The sequence below is a fragment of the Streptomyces sp. RK9 genome, assembly GCF_045070545.1.
Taxonomy (GTDB): Bacteria; Actinomycetota; Actinomycetes; order Streptomycetales; family Streptomycetaceae; genus Streptomyces; species Streptomyces alboflavus.
This window is the reverse complement of sequence record NZ_CP173704.1, coordinates 3,979,256-4,003,627: the sequence shown is the minus strand read 5'-3', so window position 1 is coordinate 4,003,627 and position 24,372 is coordinate 3,979,256. Positions and strand designations below refer to the sequence as shown.

At 73.4% G+C, this 24,372-nt stretch carries 17 protein-coding genes; 5 read left to right on the top strand and 12 right to left on the bottom strand.

What is annotated here, in order from left to right; genetic code table 11:
- Window positions 1–3 precede the first annotated feature (3 nt).
- Window positions 4–141: a pyrroloquinoline quinone precursor peptide PqqA gene (gene pqqA / locus AB6L24_RS37420; RefSeq protein WP_063750500.1), complete on the bottom strand. Its 138-nt coding sequence runs from the start codon at window positions 139–141 to the stop codon at window positions 4–6.
- A 324-nt stretch (window positions 142–465) separates the two neighbouring features.
- Here pqqA and AB6L24_RS37415 point away from each other — a divergent pair, with 324 nt between their 5' ends.
- Window positions 466–1,248 (top strand): aldo/keto reductase, encoded by a 783-nt coding sequence (locus AB6L24_RS37415; RefSeq protein ID WP_380833484.1) that lies wholly within the window; start codon window positions 466–468, stop codon window positions 1,246–1,248.
- Between the two features lie 53 nt (window positions 1,249–1,301).
- Here the strand turns inward: AB6L24_RS37415 and AB6L24_RS37410 are convergent, their stop codons facing one another.
- Genes AB6L24_RS37410 through AB6L24_RS37395 form a run of 4 tightly spaced genes read right to left on the bottom strand, consistent with a single transcriptional unit; the run spans window position 1,302 to window position 9,009 of the window.
- Window positions 1,302–5,651, bottom strand: coding sequence for an SAV_2336 N-terminal domain-related protein (locus AB6L24_RS37410; RefSeq protein WP_405663067.1), 4,350 nt, complete (start codon window positions 5,649–5,651; stop codon window positions 1,302–1,304).
- A complete protein-coding gene (locus AB6L24_RS37405; RefSeq protein WP_405663619.1) occupies window positions 5,641–6,795 on the bottom strand; it encodes an AAA family ATPase in 1,155 nt (384 codons plus the stop codon). The genes AB6L24_RS37410 and AB6L24_RS37405 overlap by 11 nt, the downstream gene beginning before the upstream one ends.
- A 7-nt stretch (window positions 6,796–6,802) precedes the next feature.
- A complete protein-coding gene (locus tag AB6L24_RS37400; RefSeq protein ID WP_405663064.1) occupies window positions 6,803–8,662 on the bottom strand; it encodes a trypsin-like peptidase domain-containing protein in 1,860 nt (619 codons plus the stop codon).
- Window positions 8,663–8,670: 8 nt separating this feature from the next.
- Window positions 8,671–9,009 (bottom strand): CU044_2847 family protein, encoded by a 339-nt coding sequence (locus tag AB6L24_RS37395; RefSeq protein ID WP_405663062.1) that lies wholly within the window; start codon window positions 9,007–9,009, stop codon window positions 8,671–8,673.
- Between the two features lie 129 nt (window positions 9,010–9,138).
- Between AB6L24_RS37395 and AB6L24_RS37390 the strand changes: the two genes are divergently transcribed.
- Window positions 9,139–9,840: a bleomycin resistance protein gene (locus tag AB6L24_RS37390; protein WP_405663060.1), complete on the top strand. Its 702-nt coding sequence runs from the start codon at window positions 9,139–9,141 to the stop codon at window positions 9,838–9,840.
- A 70-nt stretch (window positions 9,841–9,910) separates the two neighbouring features.
- Here the strand turns inward: AB6L24_RS37390 and AB6L24_RS37385 are convergent, their stop codons facing one another.
- The 4 genes from AB6L24_RS37385 to AB6L24_RS37370 all read right to left on the bottom strand — a co-directional run bounded on the left by AB6L24_RS37385 (window position 9,911) and on the right by AB6L24_RS37370 (window position 13,816).
- Window positions 9,911–11,014: a class I SAM-dependent methyltransferase gene (locus tag AB6L24_RS37385; protein WP_405663059.1), complete on the bottom strand. Its 1,104-nt coding sequence runs from the start codon at window positions 11,012–11,014 to the stop codon at window positions 9,911–9,913.
- Between the two features lie 193 nt (window positions 11,015–11,207).
- Window positions 11,208–11,951, bottom strand: coding sequence for a class I SAM-dependent methyltransferase (locus tag AB6L24_RS37380; RefSeq protein WP_405663056.1), 744 nt, complete (start codon window positions 11,949–11,951; stop codon window positions 11,208–11,210).
- A gap of 258 nt (window positions 11,952–12,209) precedes the next feature.
- Window positions 12,210–12,548 carry a 4a-hydroxytetrahydrobiopterin dehydratase gene (locus AB6L24_RS37375; protein ID WP_405663054.1) on the bottom strand — a complete coding sequence of 113 codons (339 nt, stop codon included), beginning with the start codon at window positions 12,546–12,548 and terminating at the stop codon, window positions 12,210–12,212.
- A gap of 155 nt (window positions 12,549–12,703) precedes the next feature.
- Complete coding sequence (locus tag AB6L24_RS37370) at window positions 12,704–13,816, bottom strand: ADP-ribosylglycohydrolase family protein (RefSeq protein ID WP_405663616.1); 1,113 nt, start codon at window positions 13,814–13,816, stop codon at window positions 12,704–12,706.
- Between the two features lie 28 nt (window positions 13,817–13,844).
- Here AB6L24_RS37370 and AB6L24_RS37365 point away from each other — a divergent pair, with 28 nt between their 5' ends.
- Entirely contained in the window at window positions 13,845–14,732 is an 888-nt protein-coding gene (locus AB6L24_RS37365) for a helix-turn-helix domain-containing protein (RefSeq protein WP_405663052.1), read from the top strand.
- An 11-nt stretch (window positions 14,733–14,743) separates the two neighbouring features.
- Here AB6L24_RS37365 and dnaK read toward each other — a convergent pair whose 3' ends face one another.
- Together dnaK and AB6L24_RS37355 are read right to left on the bottom strand one after the other, a co-directional pair.
- Window positions 14,744–16,732, bottom strand: a complete 1,989-nt coding sequence (gene dnaK, locus AB6L24_RS37360; RefSeq protein WP_405663050.1) for a molecular chaperone DnaK — start codon at window positions 16,730–16,732, stop codon at window positions 14,744–14,746.
- A 187-nt stretch (window positions 16,733–16,919) separates the two neighbouring features.
- The gene (locus AB6L24_RS37355) at window positions 16,920–17,345 is read right to left on the bottom strand and encodes an OsmC family protein (protein ID WP_164318624.1); all 426 of its coding nucleotides are present in this window, start codon (window positions 17,343–17,345) and stop codon (window positions 16,920–16,922) included.
- Between the two features lie 331 nt (window positions 17,346–17,676).
- Here AB6L24_RS37355 and AB6L24_RS37350 point away from each other — a divergent pair, with 331 nt between their 5' ends.
- A complete protein-coding gene (locus AB6L24_RS37350) occupies window positions 17,677–20,982 on the top strand; it encodes a S8 family peptidase (RefSeq protein ID WP_405663614.1) in 3,306 nt (1,101 codons plus the stop codon).
- A gap of 314 nt (window positions 20,983–21,296) precedes the next feature.
- Window positions 21,297–22,928, top strand: a complete 1,632-nt coding sequence (locus tag AB6L24_RS37345) for a DUF6345 domain-containing protein (RefSeq protein ID WP_405663047.1) — start codon at window positions 21,297–21,299, stop codon at window positions 22,926–22,928.
- Between the two features lie 13 nt (window positions 22,929–22,941).
- On the opposite strand, the gene AB6L24_RS37340 is transcribed toward AB6L24_RS37345, so the two are convergent.
- Complete coding sequence (locus AB6L24_RS37340; protein ID WP_405663046.1) at window positions 22,942–24,327, bottom strand: amino acid permease; 1,386 nt, start codon at window positions 24,325–24,327, stop codon at window positions 22,942–22,944.
- Window positions 24,328–24,372: the final 45 nt, after the last annotated feature.

Sequence of the window (24,372 nt, the reverse complement as noted above, 5' to 3'; positions counted from 1 at the left end):
GGTCTACCGGTCGGCGAGGCGGTACGCGGTGACCTCGAGCGAGGTCTCCACGACCGTGTACTCGGGGGTCTGCCAGCCGGTGGGCCCGGTCTCGGGAGAGCCCGAGGTGACCTCCGACGTCTCCATCTCGTGAGTGTTCATCTGCGTGTGCCTACCTTCCTGAAAAGTGGGGGTTCAGGAGTCGCTGGGACGACGTGCCACGCATGTGCCTATGGTGTTCACATGGATGGCCTGCGTTCAGTGACGTGCAACAGAGTTGCGTCATGGCGGGACGCGGTCAATGGTTCGGACCGATAAGGTCGGAGCTATATCTAGCCATTCTCGGGGCGCCGGACAGCGGGAACGCCACGCCAGGAATGCGGTCCGGGTCCTGATCGTTGACCATGGATGTACCACCCGACGACGTATAAGGATCGAGAGCTCGTGAGCAAGGTCCCCCCGATCATCCTGAACAACGGCATCGAGATGCCGCAGCTGGGCTTCGGTGTCTGGCAGGTGCCGGACGACGAGGCGGAGCGGGCCGTGGCGACGGCCCTGGAGTCCGGGTACCGCAGCATCGACACGGCGGCCGTCTACGAGAACGAAGTGGGCACCGGCAAGGGCATCGCCGCCTCCGGAATCGACCGCGACAAGCTCTTCGTCACGACGAAGCTCTGGAACGACAGCCAGGGGTACGATTCGACGCTGCGCGCGTTCGACGCCTCCCTGGAGAAGCTGGGCCTGGACTACGTCGATCTGTATCTGATCCACTGGCCGATGCCGTCCGCGGACACCTACATCGACACGTACAAGGCCTTCGAGAAGATCCTCGCCGACGGCCGCGCCAAGTCCATCGGCGTCTCCAACTTCCTTCCGGAGCACCTGGACCGTCTCATCGACGCCACGTCGGTGATCCCGGTCGTGAACCAGATCGAGCTGCACCCGCACCTCCAGCAGCGCGCATCCCGTGCCTACCACGGCGAGCAGGGCATCGCCACGGAGGCCTGGTCGCCGCTCGGCCAGGGCAAGGGCCTCCTGGAGGTCCCGGCGATCATCGCCATCGCCCAGAAGCACGGGCGCACGCCCGCGCAGATCGTGCTCCGCTGGCACATCCAGCTCGGGAACGTGGTCATCCCCAAGTCGGTGACCCCCTCCCGCATCAAGGAGAACATCGACGTGTTCGGCTTCGAGCTGGACCCGGAGGACATGGCGGCGATCAGCGCCCTGAACGAGGACCGGCGGCTCGGGCCCGACCCGGCGGAGATGTAGTCCTGGCCGTCCTGACGGACAGGTGAGCCCTGTGGACCACCTGCGCCGGCCGTTCAGCGGCGGCGCAGGTGGTCCAGCTCTTCCCGGATCCGCACGGTCTCCGGATGGTCGGCGCCCAGCGCGGGGGCTACGTGCTCAGCGGCCCACTCCAGCAGAGCGACCGCCTGCCAGACGTCGCCCACGGTGGCGCAGTGGTTCACGGTCCTGCGGTACGTCAGGACCGCGCTTGGGGTGTCACCCGCCTCCGCGTACAGCCAGGCGACGCGGCGGACCGCGGCGAGTGTGTCGGGGTGCAGCTCGCCCTGCGCGCCGCGCCGCAGCTCCAGCGCCTGCGTGTACGCGTCGAGGGCCAGGTCCTGCTCGTCGGCGTCCAGGTGCACGCGGGCCAGTGCCTCCAGGGTCGCCACGCTGTCGGGGTGCTGCCTGCCCAGCGCCGCCGTCCTGAGGTTCAGAACCGCCTCGTACAGCACCACCGCGCCCCCGATGTCTCCGACCTCGCGCAGGGCGCCCGCGAGCCGGTCGTACGACGGCCAGGTGTCGACGTGCCCGTCCCCCAGCGATCTGATCTGGGCGTCGAGGACGCGTTCGTGCAGCCCGATGGCTCTGGCCCAGGCCCCGGAGGAGCTGTGCGCCTCGGCGAGGAGTGCCACCGTACGCAGGGTCTCCGGGTGGTCGTCGCCCAGCTCGGCGGTACGGACGGCCAGCGTCTCCTCGTACAGTGCGATCGCGCGCTGCCAGTTCGCCGCCCGCGCGTGCACCGCCGCGAGCCGGTCCCGCAGGGTCAGGGTCTCCGGGTGCGTCGTGCCGCGCACCGCCGTGCTCTGCGCCAGCGCCTCCTCGTACGCCTCGATCGCCCAGGGCAGGAGGCGCTCGGAGCCCTCGTGCACGTACGCCAGATCGCTCATGGCCCTGATGGTCCGCGGGTGGTCGTCGCCGAAGACGCGTCGGCAGGCGGCCAGCGTCGACTCCGCCGTGCTCTGCGCCCGCGCGTGGTCGCCCGCCCTGTGGGCGGCGGCGGACAGCTTGCCGCGCACGTCGATCGTGAGGGGGTGCTCGTCGCCCAGCATCCTGCGGCACTCGGCCAGGGTGTCCTCGTATATGGACACCGCGCCCTGCGCGTTGTCCGCCAGCCGGCTGTCCGCGAGGCCCGCGCGTGCGGCCAGCGCGTACTGGTCGTCCTGCGGGTACCTCTCCGTGCTCAGCCGGAACACCACGTCGAACTGCTGCCGGGCCTCCGTCACGAACCCCACTTCCAGGTACGTCGCCGCGAGTTCGAGGCGGAGCGCCAGGGTCTTGCTCTGCCCCGCACCCAGCACCCGGCCCAGCTCGAGGACCGTGCTCTCGTACAGCGCGACGGCCCGGTGCGCCTGTCCCGCCGTGCGATACGCGCCCGCGAGCCTCCCGGCCGCGTCGAGGGTCATGGGCGCTCTCTCCCCGGACGTCCTGTCCAGGCTCTCGACCGCTCGCTCCAACATGCTGACGGCCTGGTCCGGGTGGCCTTGGGTGAGGACGAATCCCGCCGCCTCCCTGATGAGGTAGGCGAGCAGCTCGGTGTCCTCCTCCGAGGGGACGCGTGCCACCAACTCCAGGATGTGCGGCAGGAGTTCGCGCCAGCGGATCCAGGTGGCGGGAGCGTCCGAATTGCGCGGCAGGGCATCCGCGAGGCAGGCGGCCGCCTCGTCCCTGGCTTCGCGGACGGCCTCGCGGCCCCGGGACGGGGTGGAGTCGTCCGGCGCACGAACGACGGACTGGACCCACGGGTGTATCCGGACTGCCCCCTCGTCGAGATCGACGAGGCCGTTCATCTCCATGAGCCGCAGGGCTCTGTCAAGGCCCAGGGGGCTCGCCATGCGGGACAGGACCGCGTGCGGGACGGGCTCGGGCGCCAGCCAGGCGAGCACGTTCAGGATCCGCGCCCCCAAGGGGTCTTGGAACGCGTGCACCAACTGACGCAGGAGGGAACGCTCGCTGCGGCCCACATGACGGCCGATCAGCCTCCGGTACTCCGAGACGGACACCCTCATACGGGCGATGTTCGCGGCGGCCTGCACCAGTGCGGCCGGATGGCAGTGGAGCTCCTTGCAGAGGGCCGCCGCGCCGTCAAGCACCACCCCCGCGCCCGCCCGGATCGTCAACAACGAGACGGCCTCAGGGAGTTGGAGCGCACCGAGCGGCATCACGGTCAGGACGGCGACCTGGCCCGCGAAGAGCGTCGGTTCCCATCCGGACGCGATCCGCGTGGTCACCAGGACTCGTCCGCTGGAGCCGAGTCGGGACAGGAGCGCCCGTACGTCGTCAGGGTCGCGCACGTCGTCGAGAACGAGCACCCAGTCCGCGTGCGAGGCCAGCCACCTCACAGCCCATTCGATGCCCGCGCTCCGGGGCAACGCGCCCACGACAGGCGGGTTCAGTGCGAGAGCCATCGCGAGCAGACCCTCGTCGATGTCCTCCCGCGAGCCCGCACGTACCCACCACCGGGAGCCCTCCAGGCAGCCCCCCACCCACGTCGCCGCGAGCTCCGTCTTGCCCACGCCCGCCATCCCGTGGACGACGACCACACGCAGCCTGTCGGACGAGGCGTCGGCGCGGAAGAAGTCCGCCTCCAGGCGCTGGAGTTCGTTCGCACGGCCGACGAACGACTGGCTTCGCAGCGGGATGTTGGACACCACCGGACAGGCGGGCGGGAGCGGCACGGCGGCCGACTCCTCTTCCGCCGCGGACGCCTCTTCCACCACCGGCCGCTCCACCACCGGTATCGCCCGCCCCCGCAAGAACCCCAGCGCCTCCTCACTCACCAACGCGAACGGCTCCCCCGCCACCCCGAGCCCCCGGCTCCCCGCCCCCTCGGCCACCGCCACCACCGCCTGGAACGCCCGGGTCGCCGAGCCCGCCCGGGACTCGATCTCCGCACCGATGCGGCCGAGGAGTTCGGCGACGGCCAGGGACTCGGGGCGCGGCAGGGTCTGGAGGAGGGCGCTGCGGGCTCCCGGGACGAAGTCGTAGAGGCCGCGGGCCGGGTCGACGGGCTCCAGGAGGCCGCTCAGGAGCACTTCGGCGAGGTCGCTGGGCCGGGAGCCGGGGGTGACGCGCTGCTGGATGAGGCGCATGACCGGCAGGGCGGGGACGGAGAGGGCGACGTGGGCCGCGAGGTCGGCGGCCGTGGGTGAGGCGGCCGACTGGAAGCGGAGGATGCGTTCGGTGATCGGCAGGTCGCCCTCGTCGGCGACGGGTTGTTCCTGCGGGCGGGAGTCGCCGGTGACGTACGTGACGGCGGTGTCGCGGGGGTGGTCGCCCTGGGCCATGAGGAGTCCGGCCCAGTCGGCGAGCCACTCGGGGGCGAGTTCCAGGACGGGGACCGGGACGGCTCCGGCGGGGCGGCGGGTGTGGCCGTCGTGCGGGGTGAAGCGGAGGGCCGTGTTGGGGGCGCCCGCGCGGGAGGCGATGGCGCGGCCGGGGACCGCGGGGGCCGCGGTGCGCCGCCAGAGGCGTTCGGGGAGCGGCTGGAGGAGGGCGGTGGGGCCGCGTCCGGCCCACAGGTGCAGGGCGGGGCCCGCGCGGCCGCCCCACCAGTGCGGGCCCGAGCAGTCGCTGAGGACGAGGACGACCTGACGTCCCGTCGGGTCGATGACGGCCGCGGGGGCGATGGCGGGGCCGTGGGGCGAGGAGCGCACGCCGACGCGCGTCCCGGTGTCGGCGAGGTGCCAGACGCGTACGTCACGGAACGCGCCGGTGCGCTGCATGGCCTCGCGCAACTCCCGCACGAGGGGCCGCCACACCGCCATCGCCGGGCCGGTGTCGACGACGAGGGCGAGGCTGAAGAGGCGGTCGGTGGCGGGCACGAGGACCGGGGCCCACGGGAGCGAGCCGGGGTGTTCCGCGGCGCGCGCGGCCGTCGCCGCCTCGTCGAGGACGCGGCGGCGCCGGTCGGGGACGCGCTGCTTCAGGGGGCGCAGGGCGCGTTGGACGGCCAGCTCGTGGCGCAGGGCCTGCGGGGCGGGTACGAGGACGTCGTCGGCGTCGGCGCCGGGGTGGGCGCGGCCGCGCGGGAGGTGGAGGGCGGCTCGGGGGGTGCGGGGCGCGCTGTCGGTGGTGGTCGCGTCGGCGTCGGCGGTCGCGTGGGCGTCCGCTGGGGCCGGTTCGGGGCCGTCGTGGCCGGGGGCGCCGCCTTCGCAGGCGCCGGGGCCCTCGGCTCCCCCGGCTCCCGGGCCGTGACCGCCGGGACGCCCGAGCGTGGAAGCACCGCCGGGCGCGCTCCCCTCGCCGAGCGGCGACAGGGACCCGCCGCCGGCACTCTCCTCGTCCGGCGGCAGCCGCTCCGCGAGCCACAGCATCTCGGCGAGGTCCAGCGGCGTGACCGGTGGCCCGAGGGCGGTAAGGAGGCCCCGCAGCCGGTCAAGCGTCATCGGACCGCGCCGCTTCGGCGGTCAGGAACGGCATCACCTGGTCCGCCAGCTTCGCGACGCTCTCGGGAGGCTCCGTGAGGGCCGCGTGGTGGCACATGTAGATGGCGTTGAGGAGCTGGTCGTTGGCGAGCAGGCCGCCGCTGCGCCGGTCGAAGAACCGCTGGATGACGTCCTCGATCCCGGCCGGGAGCGCGCCGTCCGCGTCCGCGACGACGGGGTCGAGGTGCTCGCGGACGATGGCGGTCAGCTCGTCGAGGGTCGCGGGCTGCTTGAGGTCCACGGTGACGCAGCGGCGCAGGAACGCGGGCGGGAACTCGCGTTCGCCGTTGCTCGTCATGACGACGAGGGGGAAGGCACGGCAGGTGACGGTGCCGTCGCGGATCTCCACCCGGTCCTTGGTGCTGTCGGCCGTCATGACGCGGGCGGTGGGTGCCGCGCGGCGGGCCAGCTCGACGAGTTCGTAGGAGCCCTTCTCGAAGATGGTGAGCAGGTCGTTGGGCAGGTCGATGTCGCTCTTGTCGATCTCGTCGACGAGCAGGACGCGGGGCCGGGCGAACGGCAGCAGGGCGGTGCCGAGGGGGCCGAGGCGGAGGTAGTCGCCGATGTCGTCGCCCGCCGGGCCGTCGCCCGCCCCGGCGCTCGCCGCTCCGCCGCCGTCCGCCCCGCCGCTCCTCGCGTCGCCCGCCCCGTCGCCGCCCGTTCCGCCGTGGCGTGCGCGTTCGGCGGCGTAGAGGCGGGTCAGGGGGTCGTACGCGTAGAGGCCGTCGCGGAGCGTGACGCGGCTGGTGATCGGCCAGTGCAGGACCTTGCCGAGGCCCAGTTCGTGGGCGACGGCGTAGGCGAGGGAGGACTTGCCGGTGCCGGGGGCGCCGGTGACCAGGAGCGGCCTGCGGAGGTAGAGGGCGGCGTTGACCTGGCGGACGGCGTCGGCGCTCGGGCGGTAGCTGACGGCCGCGTGCTGGTTGCCGGAGTCGCCGGGCGGGACGGACAGGGGCGGGCCGCCCTTGAAGGTGCGCCAGGGCGGCGGGGCGGGGAGGCGTGTGATGCCGTCGTGCGGGGTGCGGGTGCCGGAGTAGATCTGCCAGGAGGTCGGGGGGCTCGCGGCAGGCGGTGGGTCGGACGAGGCCGGCGTCGGCGGCGGCATCGGCATCTCAGGCGCTCCCTTTGTTCCCCATCGGGCTCCCCATGGCGTTCCCCATGGCCAGCGGTGGATCAGGCATGCGCTCCGGGTCGTCCCAGAACAGCGTCAGGCGGTGCCCGCAGTGATCGGCGTACCCCTTGTGCGGGGACCGCGCCTCCTTGCGCAGCTTCATGACTTCCAGCGGCAGTCGGTCGGGCTCCAGGGTGGCGACGGCCTCGGTGAGCCGGTCCAGGAACGCCTTGGGCGCGCACGCCGTGTGGCCGTCGTCGGCGCAGTCGTGCCGCCGCCACAGCATGATGGGCACGCCGGTGTCGAGGGCGGCCGAGAGCCAGTCGTCGACGGGCCGGGCGGCGTAGGCGAGGGCGCACAGGTCGTCGTCGGCGTCGAGCCAGCCGTAGAACTGCTCGTAGCCGTAGGACAGTCCGCAGTCGACGGGCTCGGGCCGGGTCTCGCCGCGGGCCCGGACGGTCGCCCAGCGCTTGCGGGTGAGCCGGGAGACGGTCAGCGGCTTCAGGCGCTCCACGTGCCGGACGACGACGGGCACGGTGCGCATGGGGCGGGGCCTCGCGGCGCCCGGCTCGCGGATGTGCCACTCCTCGTACGGCTCGCTCATCAGCCCGGGCGGCACGACGAACTCCAGCATCCAGTCGAACTCGTGGATCCTGCCGACCTGTTCGGCGAGCAGCGCCTCGACCCGGGCCTGCAGGTGCTGGCGGCGGATCCGCACGGGCCCGGCCCGCCCGACCGGCACGCCGTCGACGACGGTGCACACGGACAGCTCCAGGCTGCCGCCGCGGGTCATGGGCTCGGCGCGGAACATGACGGAGCCTGCGGGAGGCGGCGCCTCGGCCGGAGCGCACCCACCCGGCCCTTCGCCCGGCCCTTCGCCCGCCCCTCGGCCCGGCCCTCCGTGCGGCGCACCGTGGAACCCGGCGTGGAAACCCCCGTGCAGCCCCCCGTGCAGCCCCGCACCGGGCTCCCCCTCCCCCGCCCCGGGCGTCCACCGCCGCGTCCAGGCCGCGACGCCCGGCCCGCTGCCGCCCGGCGACCACCGCCCGACCTCCCCGAGGAGCCGGGCGAGCCGGTCCTCGCCGGTCAGCTCCTCGGCGACGTACCGGATCGCCTGCCACACGGACCGCAGGGGCGGCGGATCGCGCCGCAGCGTGGGAAAGGCCCGCCGCACCGCCAACTCCAGGACGCCCGCCTCGACTTCGACGCCCTCGAAGAGGGCGCGCAGCTCGCGGCGCGGTGCGGTCGGCAGCCAGTCGAGGGGCAGCAGGTCGTCCAGGCCCTCCCAGTGGCGGCGGATGACGTCGAGGGAGAGCATCCGGCCCAGATAGCCCTCCTGGTCGCCGGCGAGGACCGCGTCGGTGACGATGCCGACGACCTGGCAGGACTCGATGTCGTACACGGCGGCTCCGCTGAACCCCTCGTCCAGGCGCTGGAGATGGGCCTGCTCGACGTCCATCTCCAGCCATTCGCTGCTCAGTTGCCGGTCCTCGCTGGTGCGCAGCGTGACGTGGGTGCCGTTCTCCTCGTGCCCGCGGGGGAAGCCGAGGGCGCGCAGCGCGTACGCGGTGTGTCCCGCGCGCGGCCGCAGCGTGCCGAGCGGTGCGAACACGCAGGCCGGTACGCGCAAGGGTTCGTCGAGCGTGAGCACCGCGATGTCGCCGGTGTCGCCGATGCGCTCCCAGTCGCCGGACCAGGACACGGTGGCCCGCAGTCCGTCGGCGCGGCCGGGCAGCGACACGCGGATCTCGCGCAGTCCGTCGACGACGTGGGCGCAGGTGATCAGCCGGGTGCTGTCGACGAGCACGCCCGCGCCCAGCGGCGCACCGCCGACCGCGCCGATGCGGGCACGCCAGTGCATGTCCGCCATTATTCGCCTTGCGCGCCCTCGCGGGACCAGGTCAGTGTGACGGTCAAGTGCCCCTCGGCGGCGGTCTTGGCGATGACGGCTCCCGCGGCGGCGCTCAGCTTGACCCCGAACTCCAGGGAGATCTCATCGGGGTCGAGCGCCTGCGTGCGGAAGGTCCGCAGGGCGGAGAGCGCGGCGCCGCGCACGTTGTCGAGCGCCGACTCGAACCGGCCCTCCACGTCGTGGATCTCGCCGTTGCCGTCCCGCCGCGCCACGGACTTGTACCCCGGGTCCCTGGAGTCCACCTCCACGACGACGGGCCCCTCGTCCGACTCCCACCGCATCAGCTCGTTCGCCATGCACGCCCCCCTGGGTCAGGTGTCCCGTTCCCTTCCCCCCACCATCCCTCAACACGACCGCCGATACTCCAGAAGTGGGCAGATACGCCCCCTCTCCCACTCTATTCAACTTTGACTAGAATGGCGCGCATGGCCGAGAAAACCATCCCGCTCCTGCCCTGCGTCACCGTCCAGCCGATCGTCGACTTCTACACCGCCCTGGGGTTCGAGACGACCTACCTCCAGAAGAGTCCGTACGCGTACGCCGTCGTCGAACGCGGCACCGTGGAGCTGCAGTTCTTCGGCATGAAGCAGTACGACCCGGCCGGGTCGATCTCCGGCTGCTACATCCTCACGGACGACGTGGACTCCCTGCACACCGCGTTCCGCGCGGGGCTCAAGGCCGCGTACGGGAAGATCCCGAGCCGGGGGCTGCCGCGCATCGGACCGCTGAAGGACATGTCGTACGGAGTGCGGCAGTTCCTGATGACCGACCCGGCGGGGAACAGCATCCGCGTCGGCCAGCAGATCAGCGAGGACCAGGCGCACCGGCCCGCGCCGAAGGAGACCTTCGCGCGGGCCCTGCACCTCGCGGACGTCTTCGTCGACTCCAAGGAGGACCTCGCGGGCGCCGCCAAGGTCATCGACCGCGCCCTCGCCCTGACCGACGAACGGCCCACGCCCGCGCAGCACCTGCGGCTCCTGGTGCTGCGCGGCGACATCGCCCAGCGGCTCGGCGAGGACGCGTTCGCGGGGCGGCTCCTGGAGCAGGCCGCCGGGGTCGAGCTGACGGAGGCGGAGCGGGCGGAGGTGCGGGACGCGTTGGTGCGGTTGGAGGAGTTGCGGGGGTGACACCCGGGGGGTGAGGGGCGGGGTGTCCCCGGTAGCCCTCACCCCCAGGGTCACCCGCCCTCCGGGGGCCTCACGCCTCCCGGACCGCCACGTGCACCGTGTGCGCCGTCAGCAGGAACAGGTCGGCGCGCCGGTGCAGGCTCTCGGGGTCCTGCGGGTCGAGGAGGCGGTCGAGAGTGGCGCGGTCGTCGGCGTCGAGGACCGGGTCGTCGGCGCCCTCGGCGAAGTCGCGGTAACGGCCGAAGGTGGTGACGACGTGGTCCCGGGCCGCGTCGTCGAGCGGCGCGGGCAGGTCGACGAGGAAGCTGCGCGTCGCCACATGCCGCAGGCCGGCCGCCGTGAGCAGCGCGGCCCAGTCCTCCGTCGCCTCCTTCGCGCCCGGCAGGTCGGCCCGCATCCGCGCGAACCACTCCTCGTTGGCCGCGTCCAGGCGGGCCTGGAGGCCGGGCCGGCCGATGCCGAAGTCGCGCGGGAGACTGCGCGGCGCGAGGCCCCCTTCGAGGATCGCGAGCGTGCCGCCCGGCGCGAGCCGGTCCGCGAGCGCCGTCAGCGCGGCCACCTGGTCGCCCACGTGGTGCACGGAACGGGCCGCCCAGATGAGGTCGGCGGGCGGCACCTCGCCCAGGCCGTCGGGGAGTTCCGCTCGGTGCGTGCGCACCCGGTCCGCGAGGCCGAGGCGCGCCGCGCGCTCCACGGTGCGCGCGAGCAGCGCCTCCTCGGGGTCCGCCGCGATCACCTGCGCCTCCGGGAACACCTCGGCGAACAGACAGGTGACGACGCCCGGGCCGCTGCCCGCGTCGACGATCAGGGACGGGTCGACGGCGGCCGGAGCCTGGTCGACCGGAACCTCGTCGGCGGAGGCCGCGTCGGCAGGGCCTCCGACGGCGGCGGGGCGGCCGCCCTCGTGTCCCGCGCGCAGGTCGCGCAGCCAGGCCGCCACCTCGCGGTACACGGGGGCCGTGACCTCCGCGTTCTGTTCAAGCACGGGCGCCATGACGGCCCAGTCGATGTCGGTGTGCCCGTGGCCGTGCCCATGGCCATGACCGTGGCCGCCCCCGTGGCTGTGCCCCTCACCGTGCCCGTGGCCGCCGTCGTGACCGCCGCCGCGCCCGGCCCCGTGCCCCTGCTCCCCGTCCGCCCCGTGCGCCGCACCCTCGTGCTCTGCCACCGTCACCGCCGCCTCTCCTGCGCTCTCAGCGCTGCCGCGCCCGTTCGTGGTTACGTCGCCAGCCTGCGCCCTCTCCAACGGATACGGCCAGCCGTGTTGCCGTTTCGGCAAAGAGGTGGGGCCGGGGTGACGGCTGTCCCCGGGCGCCTGTGCCCGACCCCGGAGGGAAGGCGTGCGGGCCTTGTCGGCGCCCGGCCCTTCAGCCCAGCGGCTTGCGGAACGCCCGGAGTGCGAACTCCGGGTCGGGGCGCCGGACTTCCTGGTCCGGGAGCTCCGTGAGGCGGCGCGCGAAGCGGTCCGCAAGGGCGCCGTCCGGCGGGACACTCGTGAACCAGCCCCGGCGCAGGTCCTCGACCGTGCTGCGAGGGCTGCGGCCCTGCCCGTGGCCCCGGAAGCGGGCCCCGCCCGCCCGGGTGAGGCCGTACGCGGCCGCGTACTGCTCGACGCGGGCCGCCCCGTCCACCGGCGACCGGACGGGGCGGCCCGCGAGCGCCGCGTCGATGTCGCTGCCCACGTTGTGCGAGGCGGCCTTGTCCACGGTGGTGACGAGGACCCCGCCGGGCCGGAGCACCCGCGCGCACTCCCCGACGACGGCCGCCGCCTCGTCCGGGTCGGACAGCAGGTGCAGCAGCCACACCGCGGTCGCCGCGTCGAACGTGCCGTCGCCAAACGGCAGCCGCCTGCTGTCCCCGAGCACGACGGCACCGGGCACCCGGTCGGCCGCCATCCGGGCCATGCCGTACGCCGCGTCCACGCCCACCACCCGCAGCCCCGGCTCCGCCGCGAGGCGCCGCGTCACCAGGCCCGTGCCGCAGGCCACGTCGAGCAGCGGGCCCGTCCCCGGCGGCAGCAGCGAGAGCACCGCGTCGGCGGCGGCCACGGCCCGTGGCTCACCCCCGCGCGACGCGTCGTACCGCACCGCCTCCTTGCCGTAGTCGAGCATCAGGCACCCGCTCCGCACCTCGCGCGGCCCCTGCCGGGCCCCGGGCCCGGCGGACGGCTCCCCGCCGGCCGCGAACCGGGCGGGCGCCGCATGGCCGTGACGGCCCCCGGCGCCGCGGCCCGGGCCGCCCCGGCCCCACGGCCCCGACCACCCCGGACGACCGCCGCACGACGGCGCGAGGAAGCCCCCCAGGAGGAAGCGGCACGCCCCCTGTCCCGGCGGCCCGCGCCGTCCCGCCCCGCCCCGTCGCGTCCCGCATCATTCCGCTCCGTGGCCCGTCGCCAGCGCCTCGACCCTGCGGGCCAGTTCGAAGTCGAGGTCGGTGAGTGCGCCGCCCGCGCTGTGGGTGTTCACGGCGAGGGTCACGGTGTTGTAGCCGAGGGTCAGCTCGGCGTGGTGGCCGAGTTCCTCCTGGACCTGGGAGACGTGCACGACGAACGCGGTCGCCGCGAAGTGCGAGGGAAGGCCGTAGGCGCGGGTGAGCTTCACCTCGGCGGCGGAGTCGTCGGCCGCCGCGGGGGCCGATGTGAGCGACCAGCCGGGAAGCTCGGCGAGCCGGTCCTCGATCTCCTTCTGCGACAGCGGTTCGAGAGGCATGACCGCGCTCCTTCCTGCGTTTGTGCGGGTGTGGACCCTGTCGTGAAAGCGTGCCACAGCACCTGCCGGGCGGAGCGCCGACGGCACGCCCCTTCGGGTCACGGCCGCACACATCCGGCCGCGGCGACACCGCCCCCGCCCCGCCCGGCGGGCCCTCAGCGCCGGGCGCACTCCCCCGCCAAGTCGTCCGCCACCGCCGCGATCACCGCGCGCCCCTCGGTCAACCGCACCCACTCCTCCGGCAGTTCGTGGTCGCCGCGCAGCGCCCCGAGAAGGTTGCCGCAGACGGACCCGGTGGAGTCGCTGTCGCCCGAGTGGTTCACGGCGAGGAGCAGCGCGTCCTCGACGCCGTGGCAGGCGAGGGCGGCGTACACGCCGATGGCCAGGGCCTCCTCGGCGACCCAGCCCTCGCCCAGGGACGCGACGCGCTCCGCGCTCGGCTCCCCCGCGGCGGCCAGGTCGACGGCGGCGGTCAGGGCCGTGGACGTCTCCTCGTGCCCGGCGTACCGGGCGAGCAGCCGCAGGGCGCGCAGGACGGCGCCCTCCAGGGAGTCGCCCTCGACGAGGCGCGCGACGACAGCGGCGAGCGCGCCCGCCGCGTAGTAGCCCGTCGGGTGACCGTGCGTGATCTGGGCGCAGCGCGCGGCGAGTTCGAAGGCGCGGTCGGCGGGTGCGCGCGTGAGGCCGAAGGGCGCCGAGCGCATCACGGTGCCGCACCCCTTGGACTCGGGGTTGACGCGGCCGTGCGGGCCGAGCTCCAGGGCGGGGTCGGGCGCGTATCCCTGCGCCGCTCCGCTCAGGCAGGCGTTGCCGGGGGCCCGCCGGGCGTACAGCCAGGCCTGGGAGCTGAGGTCGGCGGGGTGCGGGGGTCCCTGCGGGGTGTCCGCAGGGTCGGCGCCGGGCTTCGGCCGGGGCGCGGGGCCCGGCTTGTGCTGGGTGTCCAGCCAGCGCAGATACGCCTGCTGCACCAGCCTCGGCGCCGCGCCCCCGATGCCCTTGCGGCGCTCGCGTGCGTGCGCGGTCCGCAGGGCCTCGGCGGTGAACAGCGTCATCTGGGTGTCGTCGCTGATCCGGCTGACGCCCGTCGCGTCGACCACCGGTGCCCGCAGTCCGCGCGGGCCGTGCGCGGCGCGGATGGCGTCGAGGGAGCTGAACTCGACCGCGTACCCGAGCGCGTCACCGACCGCGCCGCCGAGCAGACAGCCCCGCACCCGGGCCCGGTACGCGGCGGTGGCCTCCCACGGCAGCGGGTCCCACGGATTCGTCATGCGCTCCTCCTCGATTACCGTCTTTGCCATGCCAACTGTCGCGCCTCGCCGCCGGAACAGTGAAGTCGGCCCCCAGAACACCCGGGCCGCCCGTGCCAAGGGCCCACGCGCCGCCGCGCCGTCCGGTGCGGCCGAGCCGTCCGAGGTGGGCGCTCTGCTGCGCGCCTGGCGCGAGGAGCGGCGCGTCAGCCAGCTGGATCTCGCCCTGCGCGCGGACTCCTCCGCGCGCCACATCAGCTTCGTGGAGACGGGCCGCGCCAAGCCCAGCGAGGACTTCGTCCTGAAGCTCGCCGAGCACCTGGACGTGCCCGTGCGCGAACGCAACGCGCTGCTGCTCGCCGCCGGGTACGCGCCCCGCTTCAAGCAGACGCCCCTGGACGACCCGTCGATGGCCACGCTGCGCGCCGGTCTCGAACAGCTTCTGCAGGGCTACGAGCCGTATCCGGCGCTGGTCGTCGACGCCACGTACCAGGTGGTCGCCGCCAACAGCGGCATCGCGATGCTCCTCGACGGAATCCCCGAGGACCTGCTCGCACAGCCCCCGAACGCGATGCGGCTCGTCCTGCACCCGCGCGGCCTCGCCCCGAGGATCCGCAATCTGCGGGAGTGGCGCGAGCATCTGCTGCACCAGATGGGGCGGCAGATCGCCCTGCACCGGTCGGCGGAGCTGAAGGCGCTGTACGACGAGGTGGCGGCGTACCCCGTGGCCGATCCCGGCGAGGACGCGGCCGCCGACGGGCAGGTGGCGCCCTTCGCGCTGCCGCTCAGGATCGAGCACGAGGGCCGGACGCTGTCCTTCGTGTCGTCGATCTCCACGTTCAACACGCCGATGGACGTGACCGTCGCCGAGCTGGCCATCGAGACCCTGCTTCCGGCCGACCCGGCGACGGTCAAGTACCTCCAGTCGAAGGCGTAGCCGGGGCGCCCTCAGGTCCGGGGCGGCTGCCCGGGCTCGCCGCCGCCCGCCCCCGGGCCACCGCTCTGCCCCGTCCCGTCGTCCGCCCGCTTCCCGCCCTCCGGTTCGTCCTCCACGATCTCCGCCTCGACGACACCCTCGTCGCCCTTGGCCCCGGCCCCGCCGTCGCCCTGCGGCGGAGCGTCCTGCGGGCCGCCGCCGCTCTCCGGACCGGCCTGGCCGCCCTGGTTCGCCTGCGCGGCCGCGTACATGGCCTGCCCCATCCGCTGGCTGACGGCGGCGAGCTTCTCCGCCGCCGCCCGGATGGCGAGGGTGTCGTCGCCGGTGAGCAGGGGCCTCAACTCGGCCGCCGCGGCCTCCACTTCGGCCTTGGTGGCGGCGGGGATGCGCCCGTCCTCGCCGCCGTTGTCCCGCAGGAACCGCTCGGTCTGGTAGAGGAGCTGCTCGGCCTGGTTGCGGGTCTCGGCGGCCTCGCGGCGCTTCCTGTCCTCCTCGGCGTGCGCCTCCGCCTCCCGGACCATGCGGTCGATGTCGTCCTTGGGCAGCGCCGAGCCGCCGGTGACGGTCATGCGCTGCTCGCGCCCGGTGGCCTCGTCCTTCGCGGAGACGTGCATGATGCCGTTGGCGTCGATGTCGAAGGTGACCTCGATCTTCGGCACGCCCCGGGGTGCGGGCGGCAGGCCGGTGAGGTCGAAGACGCCGAGCTTCTTGTTGTACGCGGCGATCTCGCGCTCGCCCTGGAAGACCTGGATGCCGACCGACGGCTGGTTGTCCTCGGCGGTGGAGAAGGTCTCCGAACGCCGGGTGGGGATGGTGGTGTTGCGCTCGATGAGCTTGGTCATGATGCCGCCCTTGGTCTCGATGCCGAGGGACAGCGGTGTCACGTCGAGCAGCAGGACGTCCTTCACGTCGCCGCGGATCACGCCCGCCTGGAGGGTCGCACCGAGGGCCACGACCTCGTCGGGGTTGACGCCCTTGTGCGGGTCCCTGCCGGTGAGCTCCCTGACCAGGTCGCCGACGGCGGGCATCCGCGTGGAGCCGCCGACGAGGATGACGTGGTCGACGGCGGCGAGCTCGACGCCCGCGTCCTTGACGGCCTGGTCGAAGGGGCGCCTGCAGCGGTCGAGGAGGTCGGCGGTCAGCTCCTGGAACTGGGCCCGGGTGAGCTTCTCGGCGAGGTGCAGGGGGCCGTCCGCGGACGCGGTGACGTAGGGCAGGTTGATGTCGGTCTCGCTGGACGAGGACAGCTCGATCTTCGCCTTCTCGGCGCCTTCGCGCAGGCGCTGCAGGGCCATCTTGTCCTTGCCGAGGTCGATGCCGTACGCGTTCTTGAACTGGCGCACGAGGTGCTCGACGACCCGCTGGTCCCAGTCGTCGCCGCCGAGCTGGGTGTCGCCGTTGGTGGCCTTGACCTCGATGACGCCGTCGCCCATCTCCAGGAGCGACACGTCGAAGGTGCCGCCGCCGAGGTCGAAGACGAGGACGGTCTGGTCGTCGCCCTTGTCGAGGCCGTAGGCGAGGGCGGCGGCCGTCGGCTCGTTGATGATCCGCAGGACCTTCAGCCCTGCGATCTCCCCGGCCTCCTTGGTGGCCTGGCGCTGGGCGTCGTCGAAGTACGCGGGCACGGTGATCACCGCGTCGGTGACGTCCTCGCCGAGGTAGGACTCGGCGTCCCGCTTGAGTTTCTGCAGCACGCGGGCCGACAGCTCCTGGGCGGTGTAGCGGGTGCCGTCGATGGTGGCGCCGGAGCCGCTCTCCGGGAAGCGCCAGCTCCCGTCGCCCATGTGGCGTTTGACGGAGCGGGCGGTGCGCTCCACGTTGGTGACCGCCTGGCGCTTGGCGACCTCGCCGACGAGGACGTCGCCGCTCTTGGCGAAGGCGACGACCGACGGGGTGGTGCGGGCTCCCTCCGCGTTCGCGATGACGGTTGGCTCGCCGCCCTCCAGGACGGCCACCACCGAGTTCGTCGTCCCGAGATCGATCCCGACCGCACGTGCCATGTCCAACAACCCCTTCCGACGCGGCGCTACTTCGCCCTCCAGCACAAAACTTGAGCGGGCCATTGTCAATGCCGCGTACGGGGGCGGGGTGTGCGGGTGGGCCGCTGCGCGCGGCGCCGGGGGCCGGACATGGCGAAGCCGCCGACCGATGGCTCCGGTCGGCGGCTTCGCCGCGGTGGTGCGGGGCTCAGGCCAGCTTGGCCGAGAGCGTGATCGTCGTGCCGGTGAGCGCCTGGCTGACCGGGCAGTTGGCCTTGGCGTCCTCGGCGGCCGAGGTGAAGGCGGCCTCGTCGAGCCCGGGCACCTCGCCCTCGACGGTGAGGTGGATGCCGGTGATGCCGGTGCCCGGCTGGAAGGTCACGTCGGCGGACGTGACGAGCTTGGTGGGCGGGGTGCCCGCGCCGGTGAGGCCGTGGGAGAGAGCCATGGAGAAGCAGCTCGAGTGCGCGGCGGCGATGAGCTCCTCGGGGCTGGTCTTGCCGTTCGCCTGCTCGGCGCGGGACGGCCAGGAGACGGCCTGCTGCCCGATGCCCGAGGAGTCGAAGGTCACGGTGCCGGAGCCCTCGGTCAGGCTGCCTTCCCAGACCGTGTGTGCGGAGCGCGTGGTAGCCACGATGCCAAATCCCTTCGGTGAAGTTCCTTGGGGTCCATCCGATCACACTCCGGGGCCGGTCCGCGCGTCGGGCGGCCGTGCGCGGCCGAGGGAGGGAGGGGCCGGTTCGGGTCCACCCCGGGCGTCCCGGCCGCGCCATGCAACGCGATGACCTCAACCGTGCGTCTGAAGAGGTGAGTTGGGGCGCACGACCGAGCGCCCCGGCCAGGACGCGACGATCGCGAGGGACACGTTGCACCATCACACCGAGGAAACGACGGCGACACCAGGGGCGGGCGGGACGCCCCGGCGGCGAAGAGCGTACGCGGCGACGGTCGCCGCGGCGACGGCCGTGGCGCTGGCGGCGGGTCTGACCGGCCCGGCGACGGCGGACGCGGGCCCCGCGCCGGACGGCCGGGGCACCGGCACGGCCGCCACCGACCGGGGCCAGGGCCCGACCGCCGCGCGGCCGGGCTCGGGGCACCGCCTCACCCTGGTCACCGGCGACCGCGTCACCGTGGACGCCGAGGGGCGGCTCACCGGCTTCCGGCCCGCGAAGGGGCGCGAGCACATCCCCGTGCGCACCCGCACCTTCGCCGGGCACACGCTGGTCCTGCCGTACGACGCGCAGCGGCTCATCACCGCGGGCAAGGTCGACCAGCGCCTGTTCGACGTCACGGAGCTGAGCCGGAAGGCGAACCGCGCGGCCCAGCGGAACGGCCTGAAGCTCATCGTCGGCTACCGGGGCACCGCGGCCCGCGACGCCCGCGCCGGGGTGCGCGCGGCCGGTGACACCACGGTCCGCCGCTCCTTCACCTCGCTGAACGCGGACGCCGTGACGACGCCGGAGCGGGACGCGGCGGCGCTGTGGAAGGCGCTCACCGACGAGCGGGGCGGAGCGACCTCCGGGGTCGACCGGCTGTGGCTGGACGGCACCCGCCGGGTGAGCCTGGACAAGAGTGTGCAGCAGATCGGCGTGCCGAAGGCGTGGGAGGCCGGGTACGACGGCAAGGGCGTCAAGATCGCCATCCTGGACACCGGTGTCGACGCGACCCACCCCGACCTGAAGGAACAGGTGATCGGGGACAAGAACTTCACGCCGTCGCCGGACAGCAAGGACCGGTACGGGCACGGCACTCACGTGGCGTCCATCGCGGCGGGCACCGGCGCCAAGAACGCCGCTTACAAGGGTGTGGCGCCCGGCGCCGAGCTCCTGAACGGCAAGGTCCTCGGGGACGACGGCCGGGGCAGCGACTCGGGGATCATCGCGGGCATCGACTGGGCGGCCGCGCAGGGCGCCGACATCGTGAACATGAGCCTCGGCGGGGGCGACACGCCCGGCGTCGACCCGATGGAGGCCGCGATCAACAAGGTCTCCGCCGAGAAGGGCATCCTGTTCGCCGTCGCGGCGGGCAACGCCGGTGATCCGGGGTCCGTCAACTCCCCGGGCAGCGCGGAGGCGGCGCTGACCGTGGGCGCGGTCGACGACCACGACAAGCTCGCGGACTTCTCCAGCCAAGGGCCGCGCGCCGGTGACGGCGCGGTCAAGCCCGACGTGACCGCGCCCGGCGTCGACATCACGGCCGCCGCGGCCCCCGGCAGCGCGATCGAGAAGGAGGTCGGCCAGAAGCCCGAGGGCTATCTGACGATCTCCGGCACGTCGATGGCGACCCCGCACGCCGCGGGCGCCGCCGCCCTCCTCAAGCAGCAGCACCCCGACTGGAAGCAGCCCGAACTGAAGGGCGCCCTCACCGCGTCCACCAAGGCCGGCAAGTACACGCCCTTCCAGCAGGGTTCGGGCCGCATCGCCGTCGACCGGGCCGTCAAGCAGACCGTGTACGCCGACCCGGTGTCCCTCAACTACGGCACCCAGCTGTGGCCGCACACCGACGACAAGCCCGTCACCAAGAAGGTGACCTACAAGAACCGCGGCACGCAGGACGTCACCCTCGACCTGACCGTCTCGGCCCTCGACCCGAAGGGGCGTCCGGCGCCCGCGGGGTTCTTCACGCTCGGCGCGAAGAAGGTCACCGTCCCGGCGGGCGGGACGGCCGCTGTCGACCTGACCACCAACACGCGCCTCGGCGGGACGGTCGACGGCGCCTACTCCGCGTACGTGGTGGCGAACGGCGGCGGCCAGAGCGTCCGCACGGCCGCGGCGGTGCGGCGCGAGGTCGAGTCGTACGACGTGACGCTGAAGTCGATCGGCCGTGACGGGCGGCCCGCGCGGCACCACGAGACGATGCTGTCGGCGATCACCGGCGCGGACACCGGCACGAACCTCTTCCCGTACGACCCGTCCGGGACCGTCAAGGTCCGGGTGGCCAAGGGGAGTTACCTCCTGGACTCCGCGGTCTACGTCGACCCGCAGAACGGGGACAAGGGCGTCGACTGGCTGGTCCGGCCCAAGCTGACCGTCGACAAGAAGACGACGGTCACGCTCGACGCCCGCAAGGCCAGGCCGGTCGACATCACCGTCCCGGACCGGAGCGCGAAGCTCGCCTTCATGGACGCGCGCTACATCTACGAGGGCTACGAGATGGGCGCCCTGCGCGTCAGCGCCTTCCAGAGCATGCGCACCGCGCACCTCGGCCCCGCGGTGCCGACCGGCCTCGGCCAGCAGTGGCTCGGCACCTGGCGCAAGGGCGCCGACACCGCGTACGAGATGCTCCTCGGCGGCAAGGTGACCAAGCTCGCCACCGGCTACGTCAAGCACCTCAAGCCCGCCGACTTCGCGACCGTGAAGGTGCGGATGGGTGCGTCGTCGGCGGACAAGACGGGCAGCCTGAGCGCGGCGGGATATCTCCCGGAGGCGGGCGGCATCTCCATGATCCCGCCGGTGCAGAAGTTGCCGCGCACCAAGACGCTGCACCTGTCGGCACTCGGCAAGGTGACCTGGGACCTCGGCTTCGAGCAGTACGGCGGCGTCGACGAGGAGGGCAACCCGCTGATCGAGAGCTACTACCGGTTCCCGGAGCCGCGCGCCTTCAAGGCGGGGCGCAGCTATCAGGAGTCGTTCGGCGTCGGCGTGTTCGGACCGCGCGTCGGCTCGGGCGCGGGCGTGTTCCGCGACGGCTCGAAGCTGTACGGCGACCTGCCGCTGTTCGCCGACGGGAAGGGCAACATCGGCTGGACCGATCTGACGTCGGCGAAGACGGAGCTGTACCGCGACGGCACGAGGATCGGCGCCAACGAGGACCCGCTCTCGGGCGAGGACGGGGCCTTCCAGGTTCCGGACACGGATGCCGAATACCGGCTGACCACTTCCGTCAGGCGCTCGGCGTCCCTCTCGGCGGCGTCCACCCGCGTCGACGCCTCCTGGACGTTCCGCTCCGAGCGGGGCGGCCCGAGGGTACTCCCGGTGTCCACCGCCCGGTTCGCGCCCGTGCTCGACCTGACCAGCCGGGCGCCCGCGGGCGAGAAGCAGCGGATGCCGGTGACCGTGCAGGGCGCGGCGGCCGGGGCGAACCTGAAGTCGCTGCACGTCTACGCCAGTTACGACAGCGGCAGGACCTGGAAGGAGCTGAAGGTCACCGACGGCCGCGTCACCGTGAAGAACCCCGCCGCGGGCAAGGCCGTCTCCTTCCGCGCCAAGATCGCCGACAGGAAGGGCAACAAGTCGACCTTGGCGGTCCACGACGCGTACTACGGCAAGTAGCACCAAGGGTGTTCGAGAGGGCCGCGCTGGTGCGCGGGGTGCGGTACGAACAGTGAGGCACCGTCGCGCGTTCCGTGCCGTGCGCCGATCCCCCTCGGACACCCGGTTCTGTACCACCCCACGCGCCCCCGCCACCGGGGCGCGTGGGGCACGCGGCATGGGCGGTACGCGGTACCTATGGCCGGAATGGCAACTGGGCAAGGCCCCCACGCGGTGACACTTTTAGGCCCCCTCGACCGTGCGGACTCAGCCACGTGACGGCTGCGCGGCGCAGGCGCCCGGGCACATCGGGGAGATCACTCAGGGGGTTAGGCATGCGCATGATCTACACGGACCGGGGTCCGTCGCCGCTCGAGCCCGACAAGCCCGGCGCCGCCGGTGACCGGGACTCGACGTTCCACTGGTGGGGCGCGTTCAGCATCGAGAAGTTCGCCACCGCGTCGCCGCTGTTCTACACCCACGAGGACGCCACCGGCTGGCTGGCGTACCTCCAGCAGTTCTACGACCGGAACTTCTGGTTCGCCGACGGGGGCGTGCAGGTCTGGGCGTACGAGGAGACGTACGACAACTGGCAGGACCGCTACGGCATGGACGCGGTGTGCGCCGTGTACCACTCGGGCCACGGCGACATGGACGGCAACGGCGTCTTCCACGCGCCCATGGGCGCGGCCTGGGACGGGCGCACCACGGCGACCTCCAACCGGATGGCGCTCGGCAACGAGAAGTGCCGGTACATCTTCTGGTCGACCTGCTTCTCGCTGCGGGTCCTCGCCGGGCACTCCCCGATCCGCACCTGGGCCGGGCCGAACCTCGGCTTCCGGATGCTCTTCGGCTTCGAGACCACCAGCATCGACCACCCGGACTACGGCCGGAAGTTCTGGGACAAGTGGCGGTCCGGGCAGACGTACTGCGACGCCTGGCTGAACGCGAGCTGGGACATCCACAAGGGCCAGGCCCCGTCCGTGTGCGCGGTCGGCGCCACCCAGGCCGAGGCCGTGAACCGGCTCAACACGGAACGGAACTTCTACCGTGACGCCGTGCCGGACAACTGGTACGCGTGGCGCTGGTACAACGCCCGCGAGTCGCTCGCCGAGCAGCTCACCGCCGCCCCGGACAACCCGCAGGTGATCCAGCTCGCGCCGCGCGACCCCAGCTCCGAGCTGGCCGCGGCGGGACGGATCGCGAGCTTCCCGACGGCGGCCCTCGAAGAGGTGCAGGTCGAGCGGCAGGGCGTGCTCAGCGCCACCTCCGGCGACCGCGTCGCGTCCACGGGCCCGCACGCGGTGCGCTGGGTGCGGCTCGCCGAGCCCAACCACCGCAACACCACGGCGCTGCCCACCGACCGCGCCGTCGAGCTGGCACGCGCCTTCGCCGAGCAGCACGCCGACGGCGCCGAACTGGTCGTCGACAGCGTGCACGACCTGATGCAGAACTCCGGCACCAAGGACGGCTCGGAGATCGGCGCGCCGGTGTCGCTGCAGACCCACGTCACGTTCCGGCAGGCCTTCGACGGCGTCCCGGTCATCACTCCGGACCGCGGTGTGATCCGGGTCGGCCTCGACAACGACGGCACGGTCGTGCAGGCGCAGCTGTCGACGCGCACGGCGACGGGCACGACGCGCGAGGCCGGCGCCCTCGTGACGCCTCCCGGCGCCGGGGGCGCCGAGGCACCGGCCGTGCGGGATCCGCAGGAGGCGCTCGCCGCGGCCCAGGAGCGGCTGCTCGCCGAGCTGGCGGTCCGGGGCACGCCCGAGGACGGCGACTACCCGGCGGCGGTCGGGCGCGCGCAGCGGCCCGAGATCAGGGACGTGCCCGGCACGCTCCAGGTCGGCTACGAGGTCGAGGGCAACGAGGCGTACCTCGCGGCCCGCAAGCTCGTCGAGATCGGTCCGCGGGACAGCGGCTACCGGACGCAGCGCTGGGTGATCGCGCCGCTGGCGAGGTAGCGGGGAGAGTGCGCTAACGGGTGGCGGTCCGCTGCTTGCGGGCCGCCATCCACGCGTACACGAGGACTCCCACGAAGAGGAACAGCACGCCCTGGTAGACGGCCGCGTACCCGGCGCCCGCGACCAGCCACATCGAGAAGCCGAACGCGAGCGCGGCGAGGACCGCGTCGCGCACGAGGCGGCCCCGGTGCACGCGCTCGCCCTGCCCGGAGGCGAGGAAGTAGATCTGCGCGGCGGTGGCGAGGAGGTACGGCACGGTGGCGGTGAACGTGGTGACGAGCACGAGGACCTCGAAGACGCCCGCCGAACCGGCCGTGTAGTTGTAGACCGTCAGGAGCGAGGCGAGGACGACGGTGACGAGGACGCCGACGGTCGGCACACCGCGCCGCTTGCGGGCGAACGCGCTCGGGAAGAGGCCGTCGCGCGCGGCGGCGTACGGCGTCTGGGCGCTCAGAAGCGTCCACCCGTTGAGGGCGCCGACCATCGACACGAGCGCGGCGAGCGCCACGGCCGTACCGCCCCAGGAGCCGCCGAACATGACGTTCACGGCGTCCGAGAACGGCGCCGTGGACGCCACCAGCTTGTCGTGCGCGACGGTCCCGAACACGGCGAGGGTGCCGAGGAGGTAGACGAGGGCGGCGCCGAGGGTGCCGAGGACGGTGGCGCGTCCGACGTTGCGCCGGGGGTCGCGCACCTCACCGGCGCTGACGGCGGCGGACTCCACGCCGAGGTACGAGAAGAGCAGGATCGCGGCGGACGCCGACACCGCGCCGACGGGGCTCTCGTCGCCCGCCCGGAACGGCCCGAGGTTCGCGCTGTCGAAGAAGAACAGACCACCGAACGCGACGAGCAGCAGCGGCAGGAACTTCAGGACGGTGGCGATCAGTTGGACGGCGCCGACATAGCGGGTCCCGGCGAAGTTGGCGAGCGCGGGCAGCAGTTGCAGCGTCAGCGCGGCGAGGCACGCCGACCACTTGTGGTCCGCCACCGGTATCAGCACGTCGAGATAGCCGACGGCGGCGACGGCGAGCGCCGCGTTCGACACCCACGTCGTGATCCAGTACGACCAGGCGGCGAGGAACCCCGCGAAGTCGCCGAACGCGGCCCGCGCGTACACGTACGGCCCGCCGGTGCGCGGGTCACGGCTCGCGAGCCGCCCGAAGACCAGCGCCAGGCAGATCGCGCCCGCCGTGAGGACGGCGAACGCGACGAGGCTGATGGTGCCGAACGGCGCGACGGACGCGGGCAGCAGGAAGATGCCGCCGCCGATGATGTTCCCCATCACGAGGCAGGTGGCGACGGGAAGCCCGAAGCGGCGGGCGTGCTTGTCGCTCTCTGCCGGAAGTTCCCCCAGGTCAGGGGCCGGAGCCGACGAGGAAACGGTTCCGGTGTCGTGCATGGGGTGGTGCGCCTCTCGTTGTGCCGTGCGCCCGGGATCGCCGGG

What these genes read in the sequence shown, in the direction of transcription:
- pqqA (WP_063750500.1), bottom strand. Translation starts at nt 141, where the DNA reads ATGAACACTCACGAGATGGAGACGTCGGAGGTCACCTCGGGCTCTCCC.
- AB6L24_RS37415 (WP_380833484.1), top strand. Translation starts at nt 466, where the DNA reads ATGCCGCAGCTGGGCTTCGGTGTCTGGCAGGTGCCGGACGACGAGGCG.
- AB6L24_RS37410 (WP_405663067.1), bottom strand. Translation starts at nt 5,651, where the DNA reads ATGACGCTTGACCGGCTGCGGGGCCTCCTTACCGCCCTCGGGCCACCG.
- AB6L24_RS37405 (WP_405663619.1), bottom strand. Translation starts at nt 6,795, where the DNA reads ATGCCGCCGCCGACGCCGGCCTCGTCCGACCCACCGCCTGCCGCGAGC.
- AB6L24_RS37400 (WP_405663064.1), bottom strand. Translation starts at nt 8,662, where the DNA reads ATGCACTGGCGTGCCCGCATCGGCGCGGTCGGCGGTGCGCCGCTGGGC.
- AB6L24_RS37395 (WP_405663062.1), bottom strand. Translation starts at nt 9,009, where the DNA reads ATGGCGAACGAGCTGATGCGGTGGGAGTCGGACGAGGGGCCCGTCGTC.
- AB6L24_RS37390 (WP_405663060.1), top strand. Translation starts at nt 9,139, where the DNA reads ATGGCCGAGAAAACCATCCCGCTCCTGCCCTGCGTCACCGTCCAGCCG.
- AB6L24_RS37380 (WP_405663056.1), bottom strand. Translation starts at nt 11,951, where the DNA reads ATGCTCGACTACGGCAAGGAGGCGGTGCGGTACGACGCGTCGCGCGGG.
- AB6L24_RS37375 (WP_405663054.1), bottom strand. Translation starts at nt 12,548, where the DNA reads ATGCCTCTCGAACCGCTGTCGCAGAAGGAGATCGAGGACCGGCTCGCC.
- AB6L24_RS37370 (WP_405663616.1), bottom strand. Translation starts at nt 13,816, where the DNA reads ATGACGAATCCGTGGGACCCGCTGCCGTGGGAGGCCACCGCCGCGTAC.
- AB6L24_RS37365 (WP_405663052.1), top strand. Translation starts at nt 13,845, where the DNA reads ATGCCAACTGTCGCGCCTCGCCGCCGGAACAGTGAAGTCGGCCCCCAG.
- dnaK (WP_405663050.1), bottom strand. Translation starts at nt 16,732, where the DNA reads ATGGCACGTGCGGTCGGGATCGATCTCGGGACGACGAACTCGGTGGTG.
- AB6L24_RS37345 (WP_405663047.1), top strand. Translation starts at nt 21,297, where the DNA reads ATGCGCATGATCTACACGGACCGGGGTCCGTCGCCGCTCGAGCCCGAC.
- AB6L24_RS37340 (WP_405663046.1), bottom strand. Translation starts at nt 24,327, where the DNA reads ATGCACGACACCGGAACCGTTTCCTCGTCGGCTCCGGCCCCTGACCTG.